16 protein-coding genes are annotated in these 17,213 nt (G+C 69.7%); 9 read left to right on the top strand and 7 right to left on the bottom strand.

Features of this window, described 5'->3' with window-relative positions; translation table 11 throughout:
* Window positions 1–74: 74 nt before the first annotated feature.
* The 4 genes from Y590_RS08170 to Y590_RS08155 all read right to left on the bottom strand — a co-directional run bounded on the left by Y590_RS08170 (window position 75) and on the right by Y590_RS08155 (window position 7,429).
* The gene (locus Y590_RS08170) at window positions 75–1,097 is read right to left on the bottom strand and encodes a YcjF family protein (protein ID WP_060769414.1); all 1,023 of its coding nucleotides are present in this window, start codon (window positions 1,095–1,097) and stop codon (window positions 75–77) included.
* Complete coding sequence (locus tag Y590_RS08165; protein ID WP_060769413.1) at window positions 1,094–2,542, bottom strand: YcjX family GTP-binding protein; 1,449 nt, start codon at window positions 2,540–2,542, stop codon at window positions 1,094–1,096. The genes Y590_RS08170 and Y590_RS08165 overlap by 4 nt, the downstream gene beginning before the upstream one ends.
* A gap of 100 nt (window positions 2,543–2,642) precedes the next feature.
* A complete protein-coding gene (locus Y590_RS08160; protein WP_060769412.1) occupies window positions 2,643–6,017 on the bottom strand; it encodes a PAS domain-containing protein in 3,375 nt (1,124 codons plus the stop codon).
* Complete coding sequence (locus tag Y590_RS08155) at window positions 6,014–7,429, bottom strand: O-antigen ligase family protein (protein WP_060769411.1); 1,416 nt, start codon at window positions 7,427–7,429, stop codon at window positions 6,014–6,016. Before Y590_RS08155 ends, Y590_RS08160 begins: the two co-directional genes overlap by 4 nt.
* A gap of 575 nt (window positions 7,430–8,004) precedes the next feature.
* Here Y590_RS08155 and Y590_RS08150 point away from each other — a divergent pair.
* Window positions 8,005–8,256, top strand: coding sequence for a hypothetical protein (locus Y590_RS08150; protein WP_060769410.1), 252 nt, complete (start codon window positions 8,005–8,007; stop codon window positions 8,254–8,256).
* A gap of 369 nt (window positions 8,257–8,625) precedes the next feature.
* Here the strand turns inward: Y590_RS08150 and Y590_RS08145 are convergent, their stop codons facing one another.
* Together Y590_RS08145 and Y590_RS08140 are read right to left on the bottom strand one after the other, a co-directional pair.
* A complete protein-coding gene (locus Y590_RS08145) occupies window positions 8,626–9,612 on the bottom strand; it encodes a CobW family GTP-binding protein (protein ID WP_060769409.1) in 987 nt (328 codons plus the stop codon).
* A gap of 121 nt (window positions 9,613–9,733) precedes the next feature.
* Window positions 9,734–10,318, bottom strand: a complete 585-nt coding sequence (locus Y590_RS08140) for a TetR/AcrR family transcriptional regulator (RefSeq protein ID WP_193763174.1) — start codon at window positions 10,316–10,318, stop codon at window positions 9,734–9,736.
* A 187-nt stretch (window positions 10,319–10,505) separates the two neighbouring features.
* Here Y590_RS08140 and Y590_RS08135 point away from each other — a divergent pair, with 187 nt between their 5' ends.
* The 7 genes from Y590_RS08135 to Y590_RS08105 all read left to right on the top strand — a co-directional run bounded on the left by Y590_RS08135 (window position 10,506) and on the right by Y590_RS08105 (window position 15,323).
* Entirely contained in the window at window positions 10,506–11,438 is a 933-nt protein-coding gene (locus tag Y590_RS08135) for a quinoprotein relay system zinc metallohydrolase 2 (RefSeq protein ID WP_060769407.1), read from the top strand.
* Window positions 11,439–11,479: 41 nt separating this feature from the next.
* Window positions 11,480–12,295 (top strand): quinoprotein dehydrogenase-associated SoxYZ-like carrier, encoded by an 816-nt coding sequence (locus Y590_RS08130; RefSeq protein WP_060769406.1) that lies wholly within the window; start codon window positions 11,480–11,482, stop codon window positions 12,293–12,295.
* Between the two features lie 17 nt (window positions 12,296–12,312).
* Complete coding sequence (locus tag Y590_RS08125) at window positions 12,313–12,900, top strand: rhodanese-like domain-containing protein (protein ID WP_060769405.1); 588 nt, start codon at window positions 12,313–12,315, stop codon at window positions 12,898–12,900.
* Window positions 12,901–12,931: 31 nt separating this feature from the next.
* Window positions 12,932–13,327, top strand: coding sequence for a thioredoxin family protein (locus Y590_RS08120; protein WP_060769404.1), 396 nt, complete (start codon window positions 12,932–12,934; stop codon window positions 13,325–13,327).
* Window positions 13,328–13,752: 425 nt separating this feature from the next.
* Window positions 13,753–14,577 (top strand): 3-methyl-2-oxobutanoate hydroxymethyltransferase, encoded by an 825-nt coding sequence (gene panB, locus Y590_RS08115; RefSeq protein WP_060769403.1) that lies wholly within the window; start codon window positions 13,753–13,755, stop codon window positions 14,575–14,577.
* A gap of 153 nt (window positions 14,578–14,730) precedes the next feature.
* Window positions 14,731–14,898: a 50S ribosomal protein L33 gene (gene rpmG / locus Y590_RS08110; RefSeq protein WP_003602581.1), complete on the top strand. Its 168-nt coding sequence runs from the start codon at window positions 14,731–14,733 to the stop codon at window positions 14,896–14,898.
* A gap of 242 nt (window positions 14,899–15,140) precedes the next feature.
* Window positions 15,141–15,323, top strand: coding sequence for a hypothetical protein (locus Y590_RS08105; protein WP_060769402.1), 183 nt, complete (start codon window positions 15,141–15,143; stop codon window positions 15,321–15,323).
* Between the two features lie 32 nt (window positions 15,324–15,355).
* On the opposite strand, the gene Y590_RS08100 is transcribed toward Y590_RS08105, so the two are convergent.
* Complete coding sequence (locus Y590_RS08100; protein ID WP_060769401.1) at window positions 15,356–15,877, bottom strand: hypothetical protein; 522 nt, start codon at window positions 15,875–15,877, stop codon at window positions 15,356–15,358.
* Between the two features lie 173 nt (window positions 15,878–16,050).
* Between Y590_RS08100 and Y590_RS08095 the strand changes: the two genes are divergently transcribed.
* Complete coding sequence (locus tag Y590_RS08095) at window positions 16,051–17,187, top strand: PA0069 family radical SAM protein (RefSeq protein WP_060772209.1); 1,137 nt, start codon at window positions 16,051–16,053, stop codon at window positions 17,185–17,187.
* Window positions 17,188–17,213 lie beyond the last annotated feature (26 nt).

The following is a 17,213-nucleotide window of genomic DNA, read 5'->3' as shown; positions in this document are numbered from 1 at the left end:
CCCGGCCTGGGAGCTTCTTGCATTCGGGGTGCTGCCCCGGTCCCCGCCAAAGGGATGATCCCTTTGGAAACTCTCTATTCCTTGGGCTCGCTACTCCGAAAAAGCTGGCCGGCGACGTCGTTGACGGTGGGCGGGCTGACGCGGACGAACGGCAAGGGCCGACAGACGGCCAGCGCCGCGAGGCCGAAGCGCGCGGTCATCAGGCCGTTGAGCACGCCCTCCCCGAGCTTGGCCGAGACGCGGGCAGCGAGCCCGAGGCCGAGCACTTGGTGCAGCATACCCTCGCCGACCGCCATGCCGCCGGTGACGGTGAGATGGGCGAAGGCCGCACGGGCGAGCCGCAGGAAGCCGAGCAGGCCGGGCCGCCCACCGTAGATCGCCGCGATCCGGCGGAGCAGCCGGGCGGCGGAGAATACCACGAAGGCGACATCGACGATGGCCCGCGGGCTGAGCGCCGTCACCGCCGAGACCTGGCTCGCAGCCTGGGCGATGGCCGCCTTGGCCTGCCGGTCGAGGGGGATAAGCAACTCGCCCTCGGCCAAAGCCAGCCGGTCGTCCACGTCGAGGATCGCGTCGCCGACCGCGTCGAGCCGGCGGACGGCGCCTGCGAGCGCCGGCCGGTCGGCATAGAATCCGCGCAGCTCCTGCACCACGCCCTGCGCTGCGGTGTGGTCGCGGGTCGCGAGGGCGGCCAACGCGCGCTCGCGCAACGCCTCGATCTTGCGCTCGCGCCAGACGCCGAGCGCCTCGCGGGCGACGATCGCCGTGAGCGCGATCACGGCGACGGCGAGGAGCGCCAACGCGACCCAGCCGAGCCAGGGTGCGGTGGCGAACAGGTCGGCGATCAGCCGTTCCAGCGAAAGCCCGACGGCGATGGTGACGAGGCCGCCGAGTGCGCTGAACAGGATCGACAGCCAGGGCGCGCGGCGCTTGGGTGCGACCGGCACGGCAACGCCGTCGGCGGCGTCCACGATCTCGTAGGGCTCGTCGACGAGGCGCACCTCCGGCCGCGGCGGGGCTTCGGCGGTCGCAGCCTCCGGCGGAGGCTGGTCTGCGGCGGGGATGCGGAAGGCGCGCGGGCGCTGCGGGTTGGTCACGTCAGCTTGTCCCCGATCAGGAACTGCATGGCCCGGTCGAGCCGGATTTGCGGCAGGTGGCCCGCCCGGCCGAGCGCGTCGGGCTTCACCGGCGGCGGGCGGAAGCGGGGGAAGCGGAACGAGCCCGCCGGAACCGCGCCATCGAGCACCGCCTGCGGGTCGGCGGGCAACTCGCCGGGGAACACCGCGGCCTCCGACAGCCCGTCGAAGATCTCGTCGCCGACATGCTCCCCCGCCTCCGGCGTGCCGGAGACCGCGCGGAGCACTTCGCCGCCGTCGTGGACCGTGGTCTCGCGGGTGGCGCGGACGGAGGCGAGCGCCACGGTGCCGACCCGCGCGCCCGCGGCCTCGGTGCGGCGCATCGCCCGCGAAACGAGCAGGCGCAGCAGCGCGTCGAGCCGGTCGTGGCTCGACTGGTGCAGATGGTCGGCCTTGGTCGCGGCGAACATGATCCGCTCGGCCCGCGGCGCGAAGAAGCGCGAGAGCAGGCTGTTGCGCCCGATCCGGAAAGCGAGCAGCACCGCGTCCAGCGCCTCCTCCAGTTCGGCGAGGGCGGCCGGGCCGGAATCGACCGCCGAGAGCACATCGACCAGCACGATCTGCCGATCGACGCGCTGGAAATGCTCGCGGAAGAACGGCTCCACCACCTTGCTCTTGTAGGCCTCGAAGCGGCGCTCCATCAGCGCGCCGAGGCTGCCGGGGACTTGGCTTTCCTCCAGGCGGTCGAGGGGGGCGAAGGTCAGCATCGGCGAGCCGGCCAGATCGCCCGGCATCAGGAAGCGACCCGGCGGCGTGGTGGCGACCGATTCCGCGCCCGCGCGCAACGCCCCGAGATAGGCCTTGAAGGCGTTGGCGGCGCGCTCGGCCAACACCTCGTCGAGGGGGGCCGCGGGGTCGAGCTCCTGCATCAGCGCGAGCCAGGGCGCGGCGATCCCGGCCCGCCCCGCCCGGCGGGTGCCGGCGATGGTCGCGCGCGACCACGCCACGTAGCTCTGATCGACCAGGGCGAGGTCGAGTAGCCACTCGCCGGGATAGTCCACCACGTCGAGCATCAGCGTGCCGGGGCCCGAGCGCCAGCCGCCCGAGCGCTCGTACTCGATCTCCAGGCGGAGCTGGCTGATCCGGTCGGTCGAGCCGGGCCAGCGCCGGGCCTCGGTGAGGGCGGAAAAGTTCTCCTCGAACGGGAAGCGCGGCACGTCGTCGTCGGGTTGCGGCACGAGCCGCGCCCGGCGCAGACGGCCCGCCTGCGCCGGCTCGAAGGCGGGCAGTGCGTGGCCCTCCACCAGATGGTGGATCAGCGCGGTGGTGAATACCGTCTTGCCGGAGCGGGCGAGACCGGTGACGCCGAGCCTCAGCGTCGGCTGGATCAGGAGGTCGCTGGAGGCTTCCGCGAAGGCCTTGATCGCGGAGCCCGCTTGCGCGGCGTAGTCGAAGAGGGGCGGCAAGGCAGGCTCTGGCGGCAGGCTTCGGCGGGGAAGCGGGACGGGCTGTCAGGTGGCGCGGGGAGGCTGCGATCTCAAGACGCGGAAAGGTTTCGGAGGCATCTCACGCCGCCCTGAGGGCCCTGATCGTTCCGAGTGTATCCGTCCGCAGCGTCGCGAGGCGGTGGATCAGGGCGGGAAGCGCGCCGCCGTCCCGGCAGGCGTCCTCGATCTCCCGGCACAGCTCGGAGAGGGCGATGAAGCCGAGGGCGCCCGCCGCGGCGACCATGGCGTGGGCGTCGTAGGCGAGCTGGTCGCGGTCGAAATCGGTCCGGTCCGGCTCCGCCCCGTCCGGGAGGAGCCGCAATTCGAGGTCGAGTTCGAGCAGGGACAGGAGCGACAGCACGCGCTCGCGGCCCATCGTTTCCTGCACGGCGGCAAAGGCGGCGCGGTCGAGCAACGGCTCGCCGTCGCCGTGCCCGCGATCCGCGAAATCCGGCGGCCCGGTTTCGGGGCGAGGGCCGAGGATGTCTTCGGGCGGACCTGCCGGGGATGGCGCCTCCCGCGCCCGCTCGGCGCCGACGGCGCGCCAATGCTCGATCACCGCGCAGAGCTGGGCACGCTTGAACGGCTTGCCGACATGGTCGTCCATGCCCGCCGCGATGAATTCCTGCACCTGCCCGTCGAGGACGTTGGCGGTCATCGCCACGATCGGCAGGCGGGCGGCGGGGCCCGGCATGGCGCGGATGCGGCGGGTCGCGGTGAGGCCGTCCATGCCCGGCATCTGCACGTCCATCAGCACCACGGCGTAAGGGTCGGCGCCGGCCTCCGGACCGTAGGTGGCCTCGATCGCCGCGAGCGCCGCCTGCCCGTTACCCGCCACATCGACGCGGTAGCCCTGCACTTCCAGCACGGCGCGGGCCAGCGTCTGGTTGATCGGCACGTCCTCCACGAGCAGGAGCCGGGCCGGTCGCGCCGCCTCCGGGCGATGCGGTCCGGTTGCCGGCTGGGCGGCGGGCGGCGTGGCGGCGCGCGGCAGGGCCAGGGTGAACCAGAAGGTCGAGCCGGCGCCCTCCCGGCTCTCGACGCCGATCTCGCCCCCCATCATGGTGACGAGGCGGTGGCAGATCGCGAGCCCCAGGCCCGACCCGCCGAAGCGCCGGCTGATCGAGCCGTCGACTTGGCTGAAGGGCTTGAACAGCCGGTGCCGCTGCGAGGGCGCGATGCCGATGCCGGTGTCGCTGATTTCGAAGCGCAGCGCTTCCGCGGTGTCGCCGTCAGCACCAGGAGCGGAGCCCTCGTAGCGGGCCGTGAGGACGACGGAGCCGGCCGGCGTGAACTTGACCGCGTTGTTGAGCAGGTTGAACAGCACCTGCCGCAGGCGGTTCGCGTCGCCGACCACGCTCGTGGGCAGATCCGGATCGATCCGCGCCTCGACGGTCAGCGCGCCCTTGAGGGCGGTGCCGCGCATGATCGCGACCGTGTCCTCGATCAGCTTGCCCAGAGCGAAGGGAAGAGGGTCGAGTTCGAGTTGGCCGGCCTCGATCTTGGAGACGTCGAGAACGTCGTTGACGACGGTGAGCAGGGACTCCCCCGAGACGCGGATGAGCTCCAGGCGGCGCTGATCCTCCGGATCGTGGTCCTTCCGGTCGAGGAGCAGGTCGGCATAGCCGAGGATCCCGTTCAGCGGCGTGCGGATCTCGTGGCTCATGGCCGCGAGGAACTCGCTCTTGGCCGCACTCGCCCGCTCGGCCTCCACGGTGGCGGCGCGGGCCTCGGCGGTGGCCGCGCGCAGGGCCGCCTCGGCCGCCTTGCGCTCGGTGATGTCGAGATGCAGCCCGAGCATCCGGTAGGGGCGGCCGTCGCCCTCGTAGAGCGTGCGACCGGAGGTGTAGAGCCAGCGCTGGCCCACCCGGTATTCCGCGATGAAGCGGGACCGCGAATCGACGGCGTGGTGGATCCGGTTCCACGCCTCGACGACGTCGTCGGGGTGGATGGTCGCGGTCCATTCCGTCGGCGACAGGGCGCGCGGTTCACCGGTTTCGGGCAGGCCGTAGAGGCGCACGCTCTCCGGCGAGAGCACCGTGATGCCGGTGCGCAGGTTCCAGTCGAAGGTGCCGGCCTCCGCGCCCTCCAGGGCGATGCCGAGCAGGCGGCTCGTATCCTCCACGGACAGCCGCGCGGAGACGATCTCGTCGATGTCGAGCGCGGTGCCGATCCACTCGGTCACCTCGTCCGGCTTGGCCGCGCTGCGGATCGGCGTCAGCGACAGCTTGTGCCAGCGGTAGGAGCCGTCCCGCGCCTTCAGGCGCCACTGGCCGTCGTACCCCCGCCCGCTGGCCCGCGCCGCCTGCCACGCCGCCTCCATGGCGGCGGCGTCTTCGGGATGGTTGCGGGCGAGCCGGTGCGCCCGCGCGGCGCCGATCGGTCCGTAGTAGTCCTCGAAGCGCGCGTTGACGTAGGTCGCCTCGCCGCTGCTCGGATCGATGGTCCAGACGAGAAGCGGCAGGGCGTCGGCGAGGCTGCGGTAGCGCATCTCGCTGCGGCGCATCTCCGCCTGGATCTGCACGCGGTCGGTCACGTCCATGAGGATGCCGAACAGTCCGATCGTCCGGCCCGCCTCGTCGTTCTTGCAGGTGCCGCGCACCATCACGTCGCGGATCGTTTTGTCGGGCCGCACGAACCGCGTCTCGAACTCGAAATCCTGCCCGCCTGCGATCGCCGCGGCGATGATGGCCTCGACGCGCGCGCGATCCGCGGGATGGCACAACTGGGCGAGGCCGGGATGCCGGGCCGTCGGCGCTGCGGTGTCGAGGCCGGCGATGCGCAGGAGACTCTCGGAGTAGATCGGTCGGCCGCTGGCGAAGTTGAGGCGCCAATGCCCGACCTGGGCGATCTGCTCGGCCATGGAGAGGAGGGAATTGGCGCTTGCCCGCAGCTCGATCTCCACGCCCTGGGCGCGGATCGTGCTCTCGTGGATCTGCCGCAGCGCCCGCTCGCTGGCGAAGGTGAGGTTGTCGCGCCGCAGCCGCATCTGCGCCGTCACGATCTCGGCGAGGTCGCGCAGGGCTGCCGCGTCCTCCGGGGTGAAGTCGCGCGGCTGCGGATCGACGAGACAGAGGGCGCCGAGCCGCACGCCCGGCCGCAGGATCAACGGTGCGCCGGCATAGAACACGATGTGAGGCGGCCCGGTCACGATCTCCAGGCTGGAAAAGCGCGGGTCGCGGCGGGCATCGGGAACGACGAGCATCGCATCCTGCGCGATCGTCCAATCGCAAAAGGAGCCTTTGCGCGACGTCTGCGTCGGCATGATGCCGGCGCAGGCCTTCAGCCATTGCCGCTCGGCATCGACCAGGGAGATGTAGGCCGTCGCGACCCCGAACAGGCGCTGCGCCGTCCGGCACACGGCGTCGAACTGCGCCTCGGGATCGCTATCCAGAATGCGCAGCGCGTGCAGGGCCGCGAGGCGCTCGGCCTCGCTCGCCGCTCCCGTGGTCACGGCCTCACCTCCGGTCCCGACACCGCGCCCCCGCCTCCGATCCTACTCGCGCGCGCTCCGCCTGTCCCTGCCGGCGATACAACGCTTGGGTGTCCTCCGATGCGCCGCGGGAGGAGGAGGGTCAAGGACGCACGTGCCGCGCGCAGGCGAGCCACCTCCAGCGCCCAGACCATCCCCAGCATCATGTAGACGTGGCGCCACTTCTCCACGTCGATCTGCATCGCCTGGAGGAAGAACATCAGCAGCGCCGGGAACACGATCTGCGCGTAGGCCCGGTAGGGCGAAGGGCGCAGCATCAGCCGGAAGCCGACGAAGGAGGTCGCCGCCACGAGGGCGATGAAGGCGGCGCCCGCGAGCCAGCCGCCGTTGGCGAAGCTGCCGATGTAGGAGTTATGCGGCTCCAGGTTGAAGATCTGGCGCCAGCGCAGGGGGCCGAGGCCGAGCGGCTCCTCCAGCAGCATCCCCATGCCGCGGATCTGGTTGCCGAAGCGGCCGGTCTCGCCCTCGTCGTAATCCTGCGTGACCGCGGCGCGGGTCTGGAAGGTCTGGGCGACGCTGTCGATCGAGAGCAATCCCGCGAGCGCGACCACGCCGAAGCCGATGGTGACGAGACCGAGCGTGACGATCCGCCGCCGCAGGGCCCGCGAGCGGCTCGTCGTGTAGAGCGCCACGACCATGACGGCGACCGCCACCACCGTCCCGCCCCAGGAGCCGCGGGAGAAGGACAGGAAGATGCCCGCCATCACGACGACGAGGCTGAGCAGCGACAGGATCGGCCACCGGGTCGCGCCGGAGAGGAGACGGTGGATCAGGTAGAGGGCGCCGAGCGTCAGGAAGGAGCCGAACACGTTCGGATCCTGGAAGGTGCCCGAGGCGCGGCCGTACTTGTAGAACAGATCCTCGATGCCGAGCAGTTGCAGGTAGCCGACGATGCCGAGGCCCGCCGAGAGCACACAGCTCGCGGTATAGGCCTTGAGCGCGACCTCGATGCGCGCCTGCGTGTCGTCGGCGTAGAGCATCGCGAAGAAGATGCAGGTCGCCGCGAGGTAGAAGAGCTGCACGGTCCATGTCACGGACAGCGGCTCGTCGAGATAGGGCAGCAGCGCGATCCCCATCGCCGTGAGGTAGGCGAGGAGCAGGAGCACGAGGGGCAGCGCCCCCCGGTGCAGGCGGATACCGAGCGCCAGCCACAGCACGATCGTCGGAATCGCCACGAGGTCGTAGGGCGAGGCGTCCGAGAAGGCGAAGCAGGCAAAGAAGATGAACGCCGCGTGGAGGCCGCTCGCCAGGCCCTGGACCGCGCGGCGGGCGGGGACGCGGCCCCAGGCGCCCGCGGCCCATGGTGATGAAACCGCGGCCCACGGCGAGGCGGTGGCCGTCGCACCTGTCGGCGCGGCTGTCATGGAGGACATCGGCGAACTCGAACTCTCGCGGGGCACCGCGCACGCCACCCGCCCGAGCCCCGCGACGCGGCACCCGGCGGGATTGCGGCCCCTCAACCGGGCTGATCGAACCACCGAAAGGTTGCGTTTTAACCAACAGCCCAGGATGCGCAGCACGCTCCGCTCATTTCAAGGTGCGGGCGTGGCTTCCAGCAAACCTGAGATCGTCACTCCGTGCGTGCACGGGGTCAGCCGCCCCTGCCTGCGAGCGATGCCGGGACGGGGACGTACCGCCTCCCGAACGACAAGACCGAGACGGCGCTCGATGAGCGCGGACACATCGCGACGGCTGATGTACCCAAGCTATCTGTCGGAAATGATCGTTCTCCCCGAATAGGAGCGGTCCAACGGTGGATTTTCAGCCGGACCGGATCGATCTCGACTTTGACGAGACGGTGCCGAACAATCAGCTGCGCGATTGTTCCGGTTCACCGCGTGCGACACGGCACGGCGCTGCGGACAAGCACTCCCCATCTTCAGTCTATCGAAGAACATGGAAGTCTGGACCGCCAGACTATCCCGAGACAGAGTGTTGGAGAAATTTGATGAAGACTCGTATCGCCGCTGCCGTTGCCGCCGTCGTCCTGGGCATCGCCCCGGTCACATCCGCCCTGGCCTTCAGCGAAAGCCATGGTCGCCCGATCCCGATGGCGTCCGGCTGGACCAGTTCTCTCGGCGTCCATGACGGTCCGTACCACGCTGCCTGCCCGATGAACTCGGCCGCGGAAGGCAACGCCAACCAGCAGAACTTCCCGGTCAAGCAGTATGGCCAGACCGCGGGCGGCAACCGCTGCTGAGTCCCCGGCTCGATCCGGCCGGATCAGGCATGATTTCTTAAAACCTCGTTTTTAACGCGCCCCGTCTCGCCGAAACGGCACTGACATCGGTGATGGGCGTTTCGATCGGACACGAATGGAGGATTTCGACAGATGCGGATGATGCAGGCATTTTCTTACGGGATGATCGGCGCTCTCGCGATCGGCCTCGCGACCACCGCGATCGGCTCCGCGAACGTGTTGCTCAACCTCTGACGCCGAACGCGCCCCCTGATTGCCCCTGATCGAAGGGTCCGGCCGGCAGGCCGGCTCGGAGATCGGCAAAAAGAAAGGGCCGCCCGCGAGGGTGGCCCTTTTTCATGCGCGTTGCCGGATCGCCGGTGCGTCAACTCAGACCTTGCAGGCGAAAAAGCCTTCGCGGATCGCTTCCGGATCGAGGTTGCGGCCGATGAAGACGACGCGGGAGACGCGCGGCTCGTCGGCGCCCCACTCCCCCTGGACGTCGCCGTCGAGGATCATGTGAACGCCCTGGAAGACGAAGCGCTTGGGCTCGTCGGGAAAGGCGACGATGCCCTTGCAGCGCAGGATGTCCGGCCCCTGAACCTGGGTCAGGTTCGAGATCCAGGGCATGAACTTCTCCGGATCGACCGGGCCGTCGATCTTGGCCGAGACGGACTGCATCTGCTCGTCGTGGTGATGGTGGTGGCCCTCCTCCAGGAAGTCGGGCTCCACATCGAGGATGCGCGCGAGGTCGAAGGCGTTGCGGTCGAGCACCTGATCGAGCGGGATCGCGCAGCGCTCGGTGCGGTGGATCTTGGCCCAGGGGTTGATCGCGCGGATCTGGCCCTCGACCCGGTCGAGATCCTGGCCCGAGACGAGATCGGCCTTGTTGAGCAGGATCACGTCGGCGAAGGCGATCTGGTTCTTGGCCTCGGGCGCGTCGGCGAGCCGGTCGGTGAGCCACTTGGCGTCGGCCACCGTCACCACCGCGTCGAGCCGGGCGGCCTCGCCGACATCCTGATCGACGAAGAAGGTCTGGGCGACGGGGGCCGGGTCGGCGAGCCCCGTGGTTTCGACGATGATCGCGTCGAACTTGCCGCGGCGCTTCACCAGCCCGTCCATGATGCGGATCAGGTCGCCGCGCACGGTGCAGCAGACGCAGCCGTTGTTCATCTCGAACACTTCCTCGTCGGCGCCGACCACGAGGTCGTTGTCGATGCCGATCTCGCCGAACTCGTTGACGATCACGGCGTAGCGCTTGCCGTGCTGTTCGGTGAGGATGCGGTTGAGCAGCGTCGTCTTGCCGGCTCCGAGATAGCCGGTGAGCACGGTCACGGGGATCTTTTGGGAGGCGGCGAGGGGAGAAGCGTCGGACATGGAAGGCCTGGGTCGATTGCGCGGGGACGGAACGTCAGGCTGTCATATTGTATCAACGGGCGTCCATGAAAGGCCGCGCCGTTGCAACGCAGCGTCTTGGCAGCCTCCTGGCAGCCTCTTGTCACGCTCCGCCGTTCGAACGGACCGGCCGCAGCCCGTCGCTCAGGGCCGCCAACGTCCGCCCGAACCCCTCCGGCCCGGCGAGAAACCGCTCCAGCAGCAACGACCCCTCCAGCGTCGCCACGATCATCCGGGCATGGGCCTGCGGGTCGAGGCCGGCGCGGACGCTGCCGGAGATCTGGCCCTCCTCGATCACGCCGGCGAGCCAGGCGATGTGCTTCTCGAAGAAGGCGGTGATGGCGCGGCGCAGGGCCTCGGGCAGCGTCTCCAACTCGACGGCGAGCGCCGCGCACAGGCAGCCGAGTCCCCGTTCGACCCCGCCGAGATAGAGCCGGCCATAGGCCTCGACCCGCGCCACCCCGTCGGCGGTCTGGCCGGAGATGTCGTCGAGCGCCGCGTCGTAGCGCGCGTCGTAGGCCTCGATCAGCGCTTGGGCGAGCGCTTCCTTGGTGCGGAAATGGTGGTGGATGCTCGCCTTGCGGATGCCGACCGCCTCGGCGAGGTCGGCGTAGCTGAAGCCGGAATAGCCCCGGCCGCGCACCAAGATCTCGGCCTCGCTGAGGAGCGATGCGCGCGTGTCTCTCATCATCCGTCCGTTCGTATCAGGCCGATCACGTGCTCGCGATGGCTCCGCTCATTTCGCGATCGTGGCACTTGACGGCCCAAAAATCTACCTACTAGATGGTTTGCACTATATCGATAAATACACCGGGGAGAAGCGGCTGATGGCGGCACGGATGTGCCTGGGTGAACGGGCCCAGCGGGGGCGGGTGTTGAGCGCCCCCGTCACACGCCGCGCGGCTCTGTTCGGCGGGTTCTGCCTGTGCTGCCTGCCGCGGGCGGGCCTTGCCGTCGATGCCCTGACGATGGAGGAGGTCGCACCCGGCACCTTCATCCGGCGCGGGCCCGATGCCGAGGCGACGCCGGAGAACGCCGACGGGATCGCCAATATCGGTTTCATCATCGGGCGGGACGGGGTGCTCGTCACGGAATCCGGCGGCAGTCTCGCCGACGGGCAGTGGCTGCGCCGGGAGATCGCTCGGCGTACCGACAAGCCGATCCGCTACGTGATGCTCACCCATGTGCATCCCGATCATGTCTTCGGCGCTGCGGCCTTCCGCGGCGACAACCCGGCCTTCGTCGGCCATGCCGGTCTGCGCGGCGCCCTCGATGCGCGGGGCACGTTCTACCGCCAGCGGCTCGCCGAGATCCTCGGGGAGGAGAAGGCGGGCGAGGTGGTCTACCCGACGATGGAGGTGAAGGAGGGCGCCGAGATCGATCTCGGCGACCGCACCCTTCGGCTCACCGCCCACGGCCATGCGCATACGAGCTGCGACCTGTCGATGCTCGACACCGGCAGCGGGCTGCTGTTCCCGGCCGACCTGCTCTTCGTCGGCCGAATCCCCTCGCTCGACGGCAGCCTGCTCGGCTGGCTCAAGGAGATCGAGCGGCTGAAGATGGTGGGCGCCACCGACGCCGTGCCGGGCCACGGCCCGACGCGGGTGGCCTTCGCGCCGGCGATGGCCGACCTCGCGCGTTATCTCTCGGCGCTCCGCGACGAAACCCGCAGGGCGGTGGCCTCCAGCGTGCCGATCGAGACCGCGGTCCGGACCGTTGCGCTGGGGGAGAAAGACAATTGGGCGCTGTTCGACACCTATAACGGTCGCAACGTCACCCAGGCCTACCAAGAACTCGAGTGGGAATAGATTCACCCCCGCCTCGGGGGCTTCCGGGAAGGAAACGCGCCATGAAACGCCTGATGCTCGCCCTTAGCCTGACGCTCTCCGCGGCGGCGCTCGTGCCCGCTCCGGTGCTGGCCGGCGCCACCGACACCGACGAGGAGCGCGCCGCCCGTTGGGCTGAGATCAAGACATCCATCTTCGGTGACCGGAAAGTCGAGGCCGGCGAGAGCGCCGTGACCATCGACGCGCCCGCCCGCGCCCTCGACGCCGCCCTGGTGCCGATCGGCCTGACGCTCGCCGACAAGGACAGCGTGAAGGGCCTCTACTTCATCATCGACGACAACCCGTCGCCCTATGCCGCGCATTTCACCTTCGGCCCGGCCGCCGACCCGGGCGAGATCAAGCTGCGGGTGCGGGTGAACAACTACACCAACGTCCACGCGGTGGTGGAGACCAAGGACGGGCGGCTCCTCGAATCGGCCAAGTTCGTCAAAGCCTCCGGCGGCTGCTCGGCGCCGATGGGCATGAGCGACGAGGAGGCGATGAAGGGCATGGGCGAGATGCGCATGAAGTTCGTCGGCGACGTCCAGCCCGGCAAGCCGGCCGAGGCGACGCTGATGGTGCGCCACCCGAACTTCTCGGGGATGCAGATGAACCAGATCACCCGCGACTACACCCCGGCCCGCTACATCCAGAAGCTCGACGTGACCTACGGCGACCAGCTCGTGTTCAGCCTCGACGGCGACATCTCCATCGCCTCGAACCCGGTCATCAACTTCGCCTTCAAGCCCGAGGGGCAGGGCCCGATCAAGGTCGTGGCCTCCGACAACCAGGAAGGGCGCTGGCAGCAATCCTTCCCCGTTCCGTCCGCGAGCAACTGACGCCGATGGGGAGAAGCATGCGGGTGATCGCGAGACATGCGGCGTTGGCCGCCCTCGGCCTGATGCTGGGCGCGGCCGGCCCGGCCGACTCGCCGGTCAATGTGCCGGAGCCGGAGGGTCTCTATACCGGGCCGCCGAAGGGCTACACCCCGGCGACGCTCAAGGGGGCGACGGTCATCGACCTGAAGGGGCTCGAAAAGCTGCTGCCGGAAGGGCCGGTCCTCATCGATGTGGTGCTGGCCGACCGCCGGCCCGAGGGCTTGCCCGCCGACCGGCCCTGGCTGCCGACGCACCGCTCGCTCCCCGGCGCGGTCTGGATGCCGGGCGCGGGCGGCGCACCGCTGGCGCCGGAGAAGGAGGAGATCTTCCTGCGGCGGGTCGCCGAACTGACCGGCGGCGACCGGGCCAAGCCCGTCGTGACCTTCTGCCGGCCGGAATGCTGGGGGAGTTGGAACGCCGGCAAGCGGCTGGTCGCGGCCGGCTATAGCCGCGTCCACTGGTTCCCCCTCGGCGTCGAGGGCTGGCAGGACGACCACGACACCGCCGTCGCCAAGCCCGATCCGGCCTGGATGCGCGCGGACAGCGAGCGCGCGCCCCAGCGCTGAGCGTGTGAGCGAGAATGCCGTGAGGACACCGATGACGAACCGCCGGCACGTTCTCGCCCTCGCGGCGGCCTTCCTGGTCGGCGGCCAGCCCGGTTCCGGACGGGCCGCCGATTCCGCTGCCTACGACCAGAACGCCTTCGAGGCGGCGCAGGCGGCGGGGCGGCCCATCCTCGTGCAGATCTCGGCGCCGTGGTGCCCGATCTGCCGGGCGCAGAAGCCGATCCTGGCCGCGCTCTCCGCCGACCCGCGCTTCAAGACGCTTGCCGTCTTCACGATCGACTTCGACGCTCAGCGCGACCTCGTGCGCCGGTTCGGAGCGCAGATGCAGAGCACGCTCATCGTCTACAAGGGCGGCAGCGAGGTTGCCCGCTCGGTCGGCGAGACCCAGCCCGAATGGATCGAGCAGCTCCTCGAAAAAGCCCTCTGACACGTTTTCGCCACGATTCGGCCAACTCCTCCCAAGAGTCTAAATTTCGAGCAATCTCAACCGCCTCGATCTTCAGGCTATACCATTGACACCGGCGGGGATGTGGCGGAAAAACGGCAAGCCCGGAGGCGGTCCGAAGTCTAGGGAGGAAACGCCCGAAAAGGGCGAGCAGGGCGACCGAAGCGCATTTCACGTTGATGGCCGGCCGCCGCTTTCGGCGGCCGTCGCGTGAAGGAGCCGGTACGCCGCAGGAGAAGGCAGGCCCCTCCGGGCGATCCTTCTCGTCGTGACACTTCGCATCCGATCCACCGGAACCGGCCCAATGGCCTCCTGCGGGGCGGCGCGAACGGGCTTATAGAGGCGTTCCGCACGCCGCGCCCGATCCGACGGGTGCCCCCGGGAAGCCAGACTCCGGATCACGAGCCATGTCGCAGGTCGTTCAAACGCGCCGTCTCCAGGCGGTCGATCTGATCAAGCGCAAGGCCGAGGGGCGCAAGATCATCGCGCTCACCGCCTATCACGCTCACACCGCGGGCATCGTCGATGCCTATTGCGACTTCGTGCTGGTGGGTGATTCCCTCGGCATGGTCATGCACGGCATGGAATCGACCCTGCCGGTGACCCTGGAGATGATGATTCTCCAGGCCCAGGCCGTGATGCGCGGCACCTCACGCGCCCTCGTCGTGGTCGACATGCCGTTCGGCTCCTACGAGGCGAGCCGCGAGCAGGCCTTCCTCAACGCCGCCCGCGTCCTCAAGGAGACGGGGGCCGGGGCGATCAAGCTGGAGGGCGGGGCGCGCTTTGCCGAGACGGTCGCCTTCCTGACCGAGCGCGGCGTGCCGGTGATGGGCCATATCGGCCTCACCCCCCAATCGGTGAACACGATGGGCGGCTTCAAGGTGCAGGGCCACGGGGCCGGCGACGAGGACCGCCTGCGGGCCGATGCCCGCGCGATCAGCGATGCGGGCGCCTTCGCCATCGTTTTCGAAGGCATCGTCGAGCCGGTGGCGCGGGCCATCGCCACCGACCCGGCGATTCGCGCGGCGACCATCGGCATCGGCGCCACCGCGGCCTGCGACGGGCAGATCCTCGTGCTCGAGGACATGCTGGGCCTGAGCGACCGGGTACCGCGCTTCGTCAAGAGCTACGGCTCGCTGCGCACCCATATCGAGGAGGCGGTGCGCGCCTATGCCGACGAGGTGCGGGCGGGCCGCTTCCCGGACGAGGGGCACACCTACCCGCCGCGGTGAGGCGGCGGTACGGTCCGTGGCTTGACGAGACGCCCCTCATCGGGCATTGACCGCGCCGGAATTCGGCCGGGGCTTCCCGGCCTTTTGCGTTTCGCCCGCGCTGGCGCCGCCACCAGCGAATCGCCCCTCGACCCGCTTTAGGAGCGCCACGCCATGGCCAAGGCCGTTACCGTCAAGATCCGCCTCGTCTCGACCGCCGATACGGGCTACTTCTACGTCACGAAGAAGAACTCCCGCACGCAGACCGAGAAGATGGTCATGAAGAAGTATGACCCGGTCGCGCGCAAGCACGTCGAGTTCAAGGAAGCCAAGATCAAGTAAGGCGCTCTCGCGGAACGCCCGGACGCCGACCGCCTTCGGGCCGCGTCGGCGCAAACGGGGGCGAGACACGAAGCGTCGGCTTCCTCGGGAAGCGATGCGGCAAGGCCGCTCCGGAATCGGGGCGGCTTTTTCGCATTCCGGTGCCCGCTTCATTCCGGCATCGACACATCTTCACGGATTGCTGAAGAACCGGGGCGGTCCGGCGTAACGCTCGCGCAAGCGATCGCGTCTAGGGTCGGCGCATGAACGCCTTGCCCAGCTGCCTCGCTCCGGCCGGTATCGGCCTCACCATCGCCTCGGCCGCCACCGTCCTGGAACGGTCCGGCTACGCGCATTCAGCCGAGATCACCGTGGGGGCCGCCCTGGTGGCGACCGCGCTCGTGGTGTTGATGCGCGCCGCCCCGACATGGTTCCGGGCGAGCTGACGCTTTCGATAGGACACGGCCGGTCGTGGGAGTCAGGCGCGGTCGAGCCGGGTGGTCAGCATCCGCACCTTGAGGCGGGGCGAGAACGGCAGGCCCGCGAGCACCCGCTCCCGCCGCACCACGTCGCCCGGCCGCGGTTCGCGCGCGCCGACGACGCCTTCCCCTCGCGCGGCGATCCGAGCGGGTAGAGCACTGTGCGCCCGCCGCATCCGGCCGAGCGCCATATCCGGCCGCGCCGTGCCGACGAAGCGGTCGAGGCTGCGGATCCAGCCCTCCGCCGGGATGTCGCCGGGCTCCAGGCAGAGCAACCACTCGCGCCGCGCCACCCGCGCGCCCGCGCCCCATGGGTTGGCGCCGGGCGGGCGCACCACCAGGGTCGCGCCGCTGCCCTCGGCCACCGTCTCCAGCGCGGGGCAGGCCTCCGCCGTCACGATCACCGCATCGCCCACGAGCCCGGCCGCCACGCCCGCGACGAGTGCGCTCAGCGTGTCGGCGAGGCACTCGATCGCGGCGGGGTCGGCGGATCGCGCCACGTGGATGAGGCCGGAGATCATGCGGGGGCGAATACCCGATTTTCCGCCTTCGCAAAGCACTCGTTGCGCTGTCTTGGCCTTCGACGGCCCCGGAGGGCGGACAAAGCCTACACCTGCACGAAACTTGTGCATCCCCGCTTTTCATGTTCGCTTTATGTTCTTAAAAAGGACCCGAGCGTAGCAGCGGCAAGATGGTGGGGCTCAGGGTGGGGAACGGACAGACGCCGCTTCGGGACGGGCCGGGCGGCTTCTCGCACGGCGGTTCTCGGGTCGCGCCGGAGGCGCGGCGCGGTCGCGGGGCGACCGCCAACCCGGAGGGACGCTTCGAGGCGACCCGTCACGAGACCTTCGACGATGGCTGGACGGAGGAGGGAGAGCGCGTCCGGCGCACGGAGGTGACGCCGGAACGCACCCGCCACATCATCACCCGCAACGCCTCGCCGGACATCTCGTTCGACCGGTCGATCAACCCGTATCGCGGCTGCGAGCACGGCTGCGTCTATTGCTTCGCCCGGCCGAACCACGGCTATGTCGGGCTCTCGCCGGGGCTCGATTTCGAAACGCGCCTGTTTTCCAAACCCGATGCCGCCGTCCTGCTGGAGCGCGAGCTGTCGGCGCCGGGCTATCGGCCGCGGACCATCGCACTCGGCACCGCGACCGACCCCTACCAGCCGATCGAGCGCACGCACGGCATCACCCGCGCCGTGCTGGAGGTTCTGGCCCGCTTCCGCCATCCCGTCGGCATCGTCACGAAGTCGAACCTGATCCTGCGTGACCGCGATCTCCTCGCCGAGATGGCGGCGCAGAACCTCGTGAAGGTGGCGATCTCCGTGACCACCCTCGATCCGGATCTCGCCCGCCGCATGGAGCCGCGCGCGCCGCATCCGCGCAAGCGCCTGGAGGCGATCCACGCTTTGAGCGAGGCGGGCGTGCCGGTGATGGCGATCGCTGCGCCCATCATCCCCTCACTCAACGATCACGAGATCGAAGCGATTCTCGAGGCGGCCCGGATCGCGGGGGCGCGAGAGGCCAGCTACGTGCTGCTGCGCCTGCCCCACGAACTCGACGAACTGGTCGGCGACTGGTTCTCGGAGCATTATCCGGGGCGCAAGGCACACGTCTTCTCCCTGCTGAGCGGGGCCCGCGGCGGCAAAACCTACGACGCCGCCTTCGGCACCCGCATGATCGGCCAGGGCCCCTATGCCGACCTGATCCGCCGCCGCTTCGCCCTGGCCAAGCGCCGTCTCGGCTATCCGGAAGAGCCGGTGCGCCAGACGACGGAGCTGTTTCGCCGGCCGGAGAGAGCGGGGGATCAGCTCGCTCTGTTCTGAACGCGACTCTGGCGCAACGGGCGTGG

Origin of the sequence: Methylobacterium sp. AMS5 (assembly GCF_001542815.1) — a bacterium.
In the GTDB taxonomy this organism is placed as follows: domain Bacteria; phylum Pseudomonadota; class Alphaproteobacteria; order Rhizobiales; family Beijerinckiaceae; genus Methylobacterium.
Note: the sequence above shows the minus strand (reverse complement) of the source record. Positions and strands in the feature narration are given on the sequence as shown.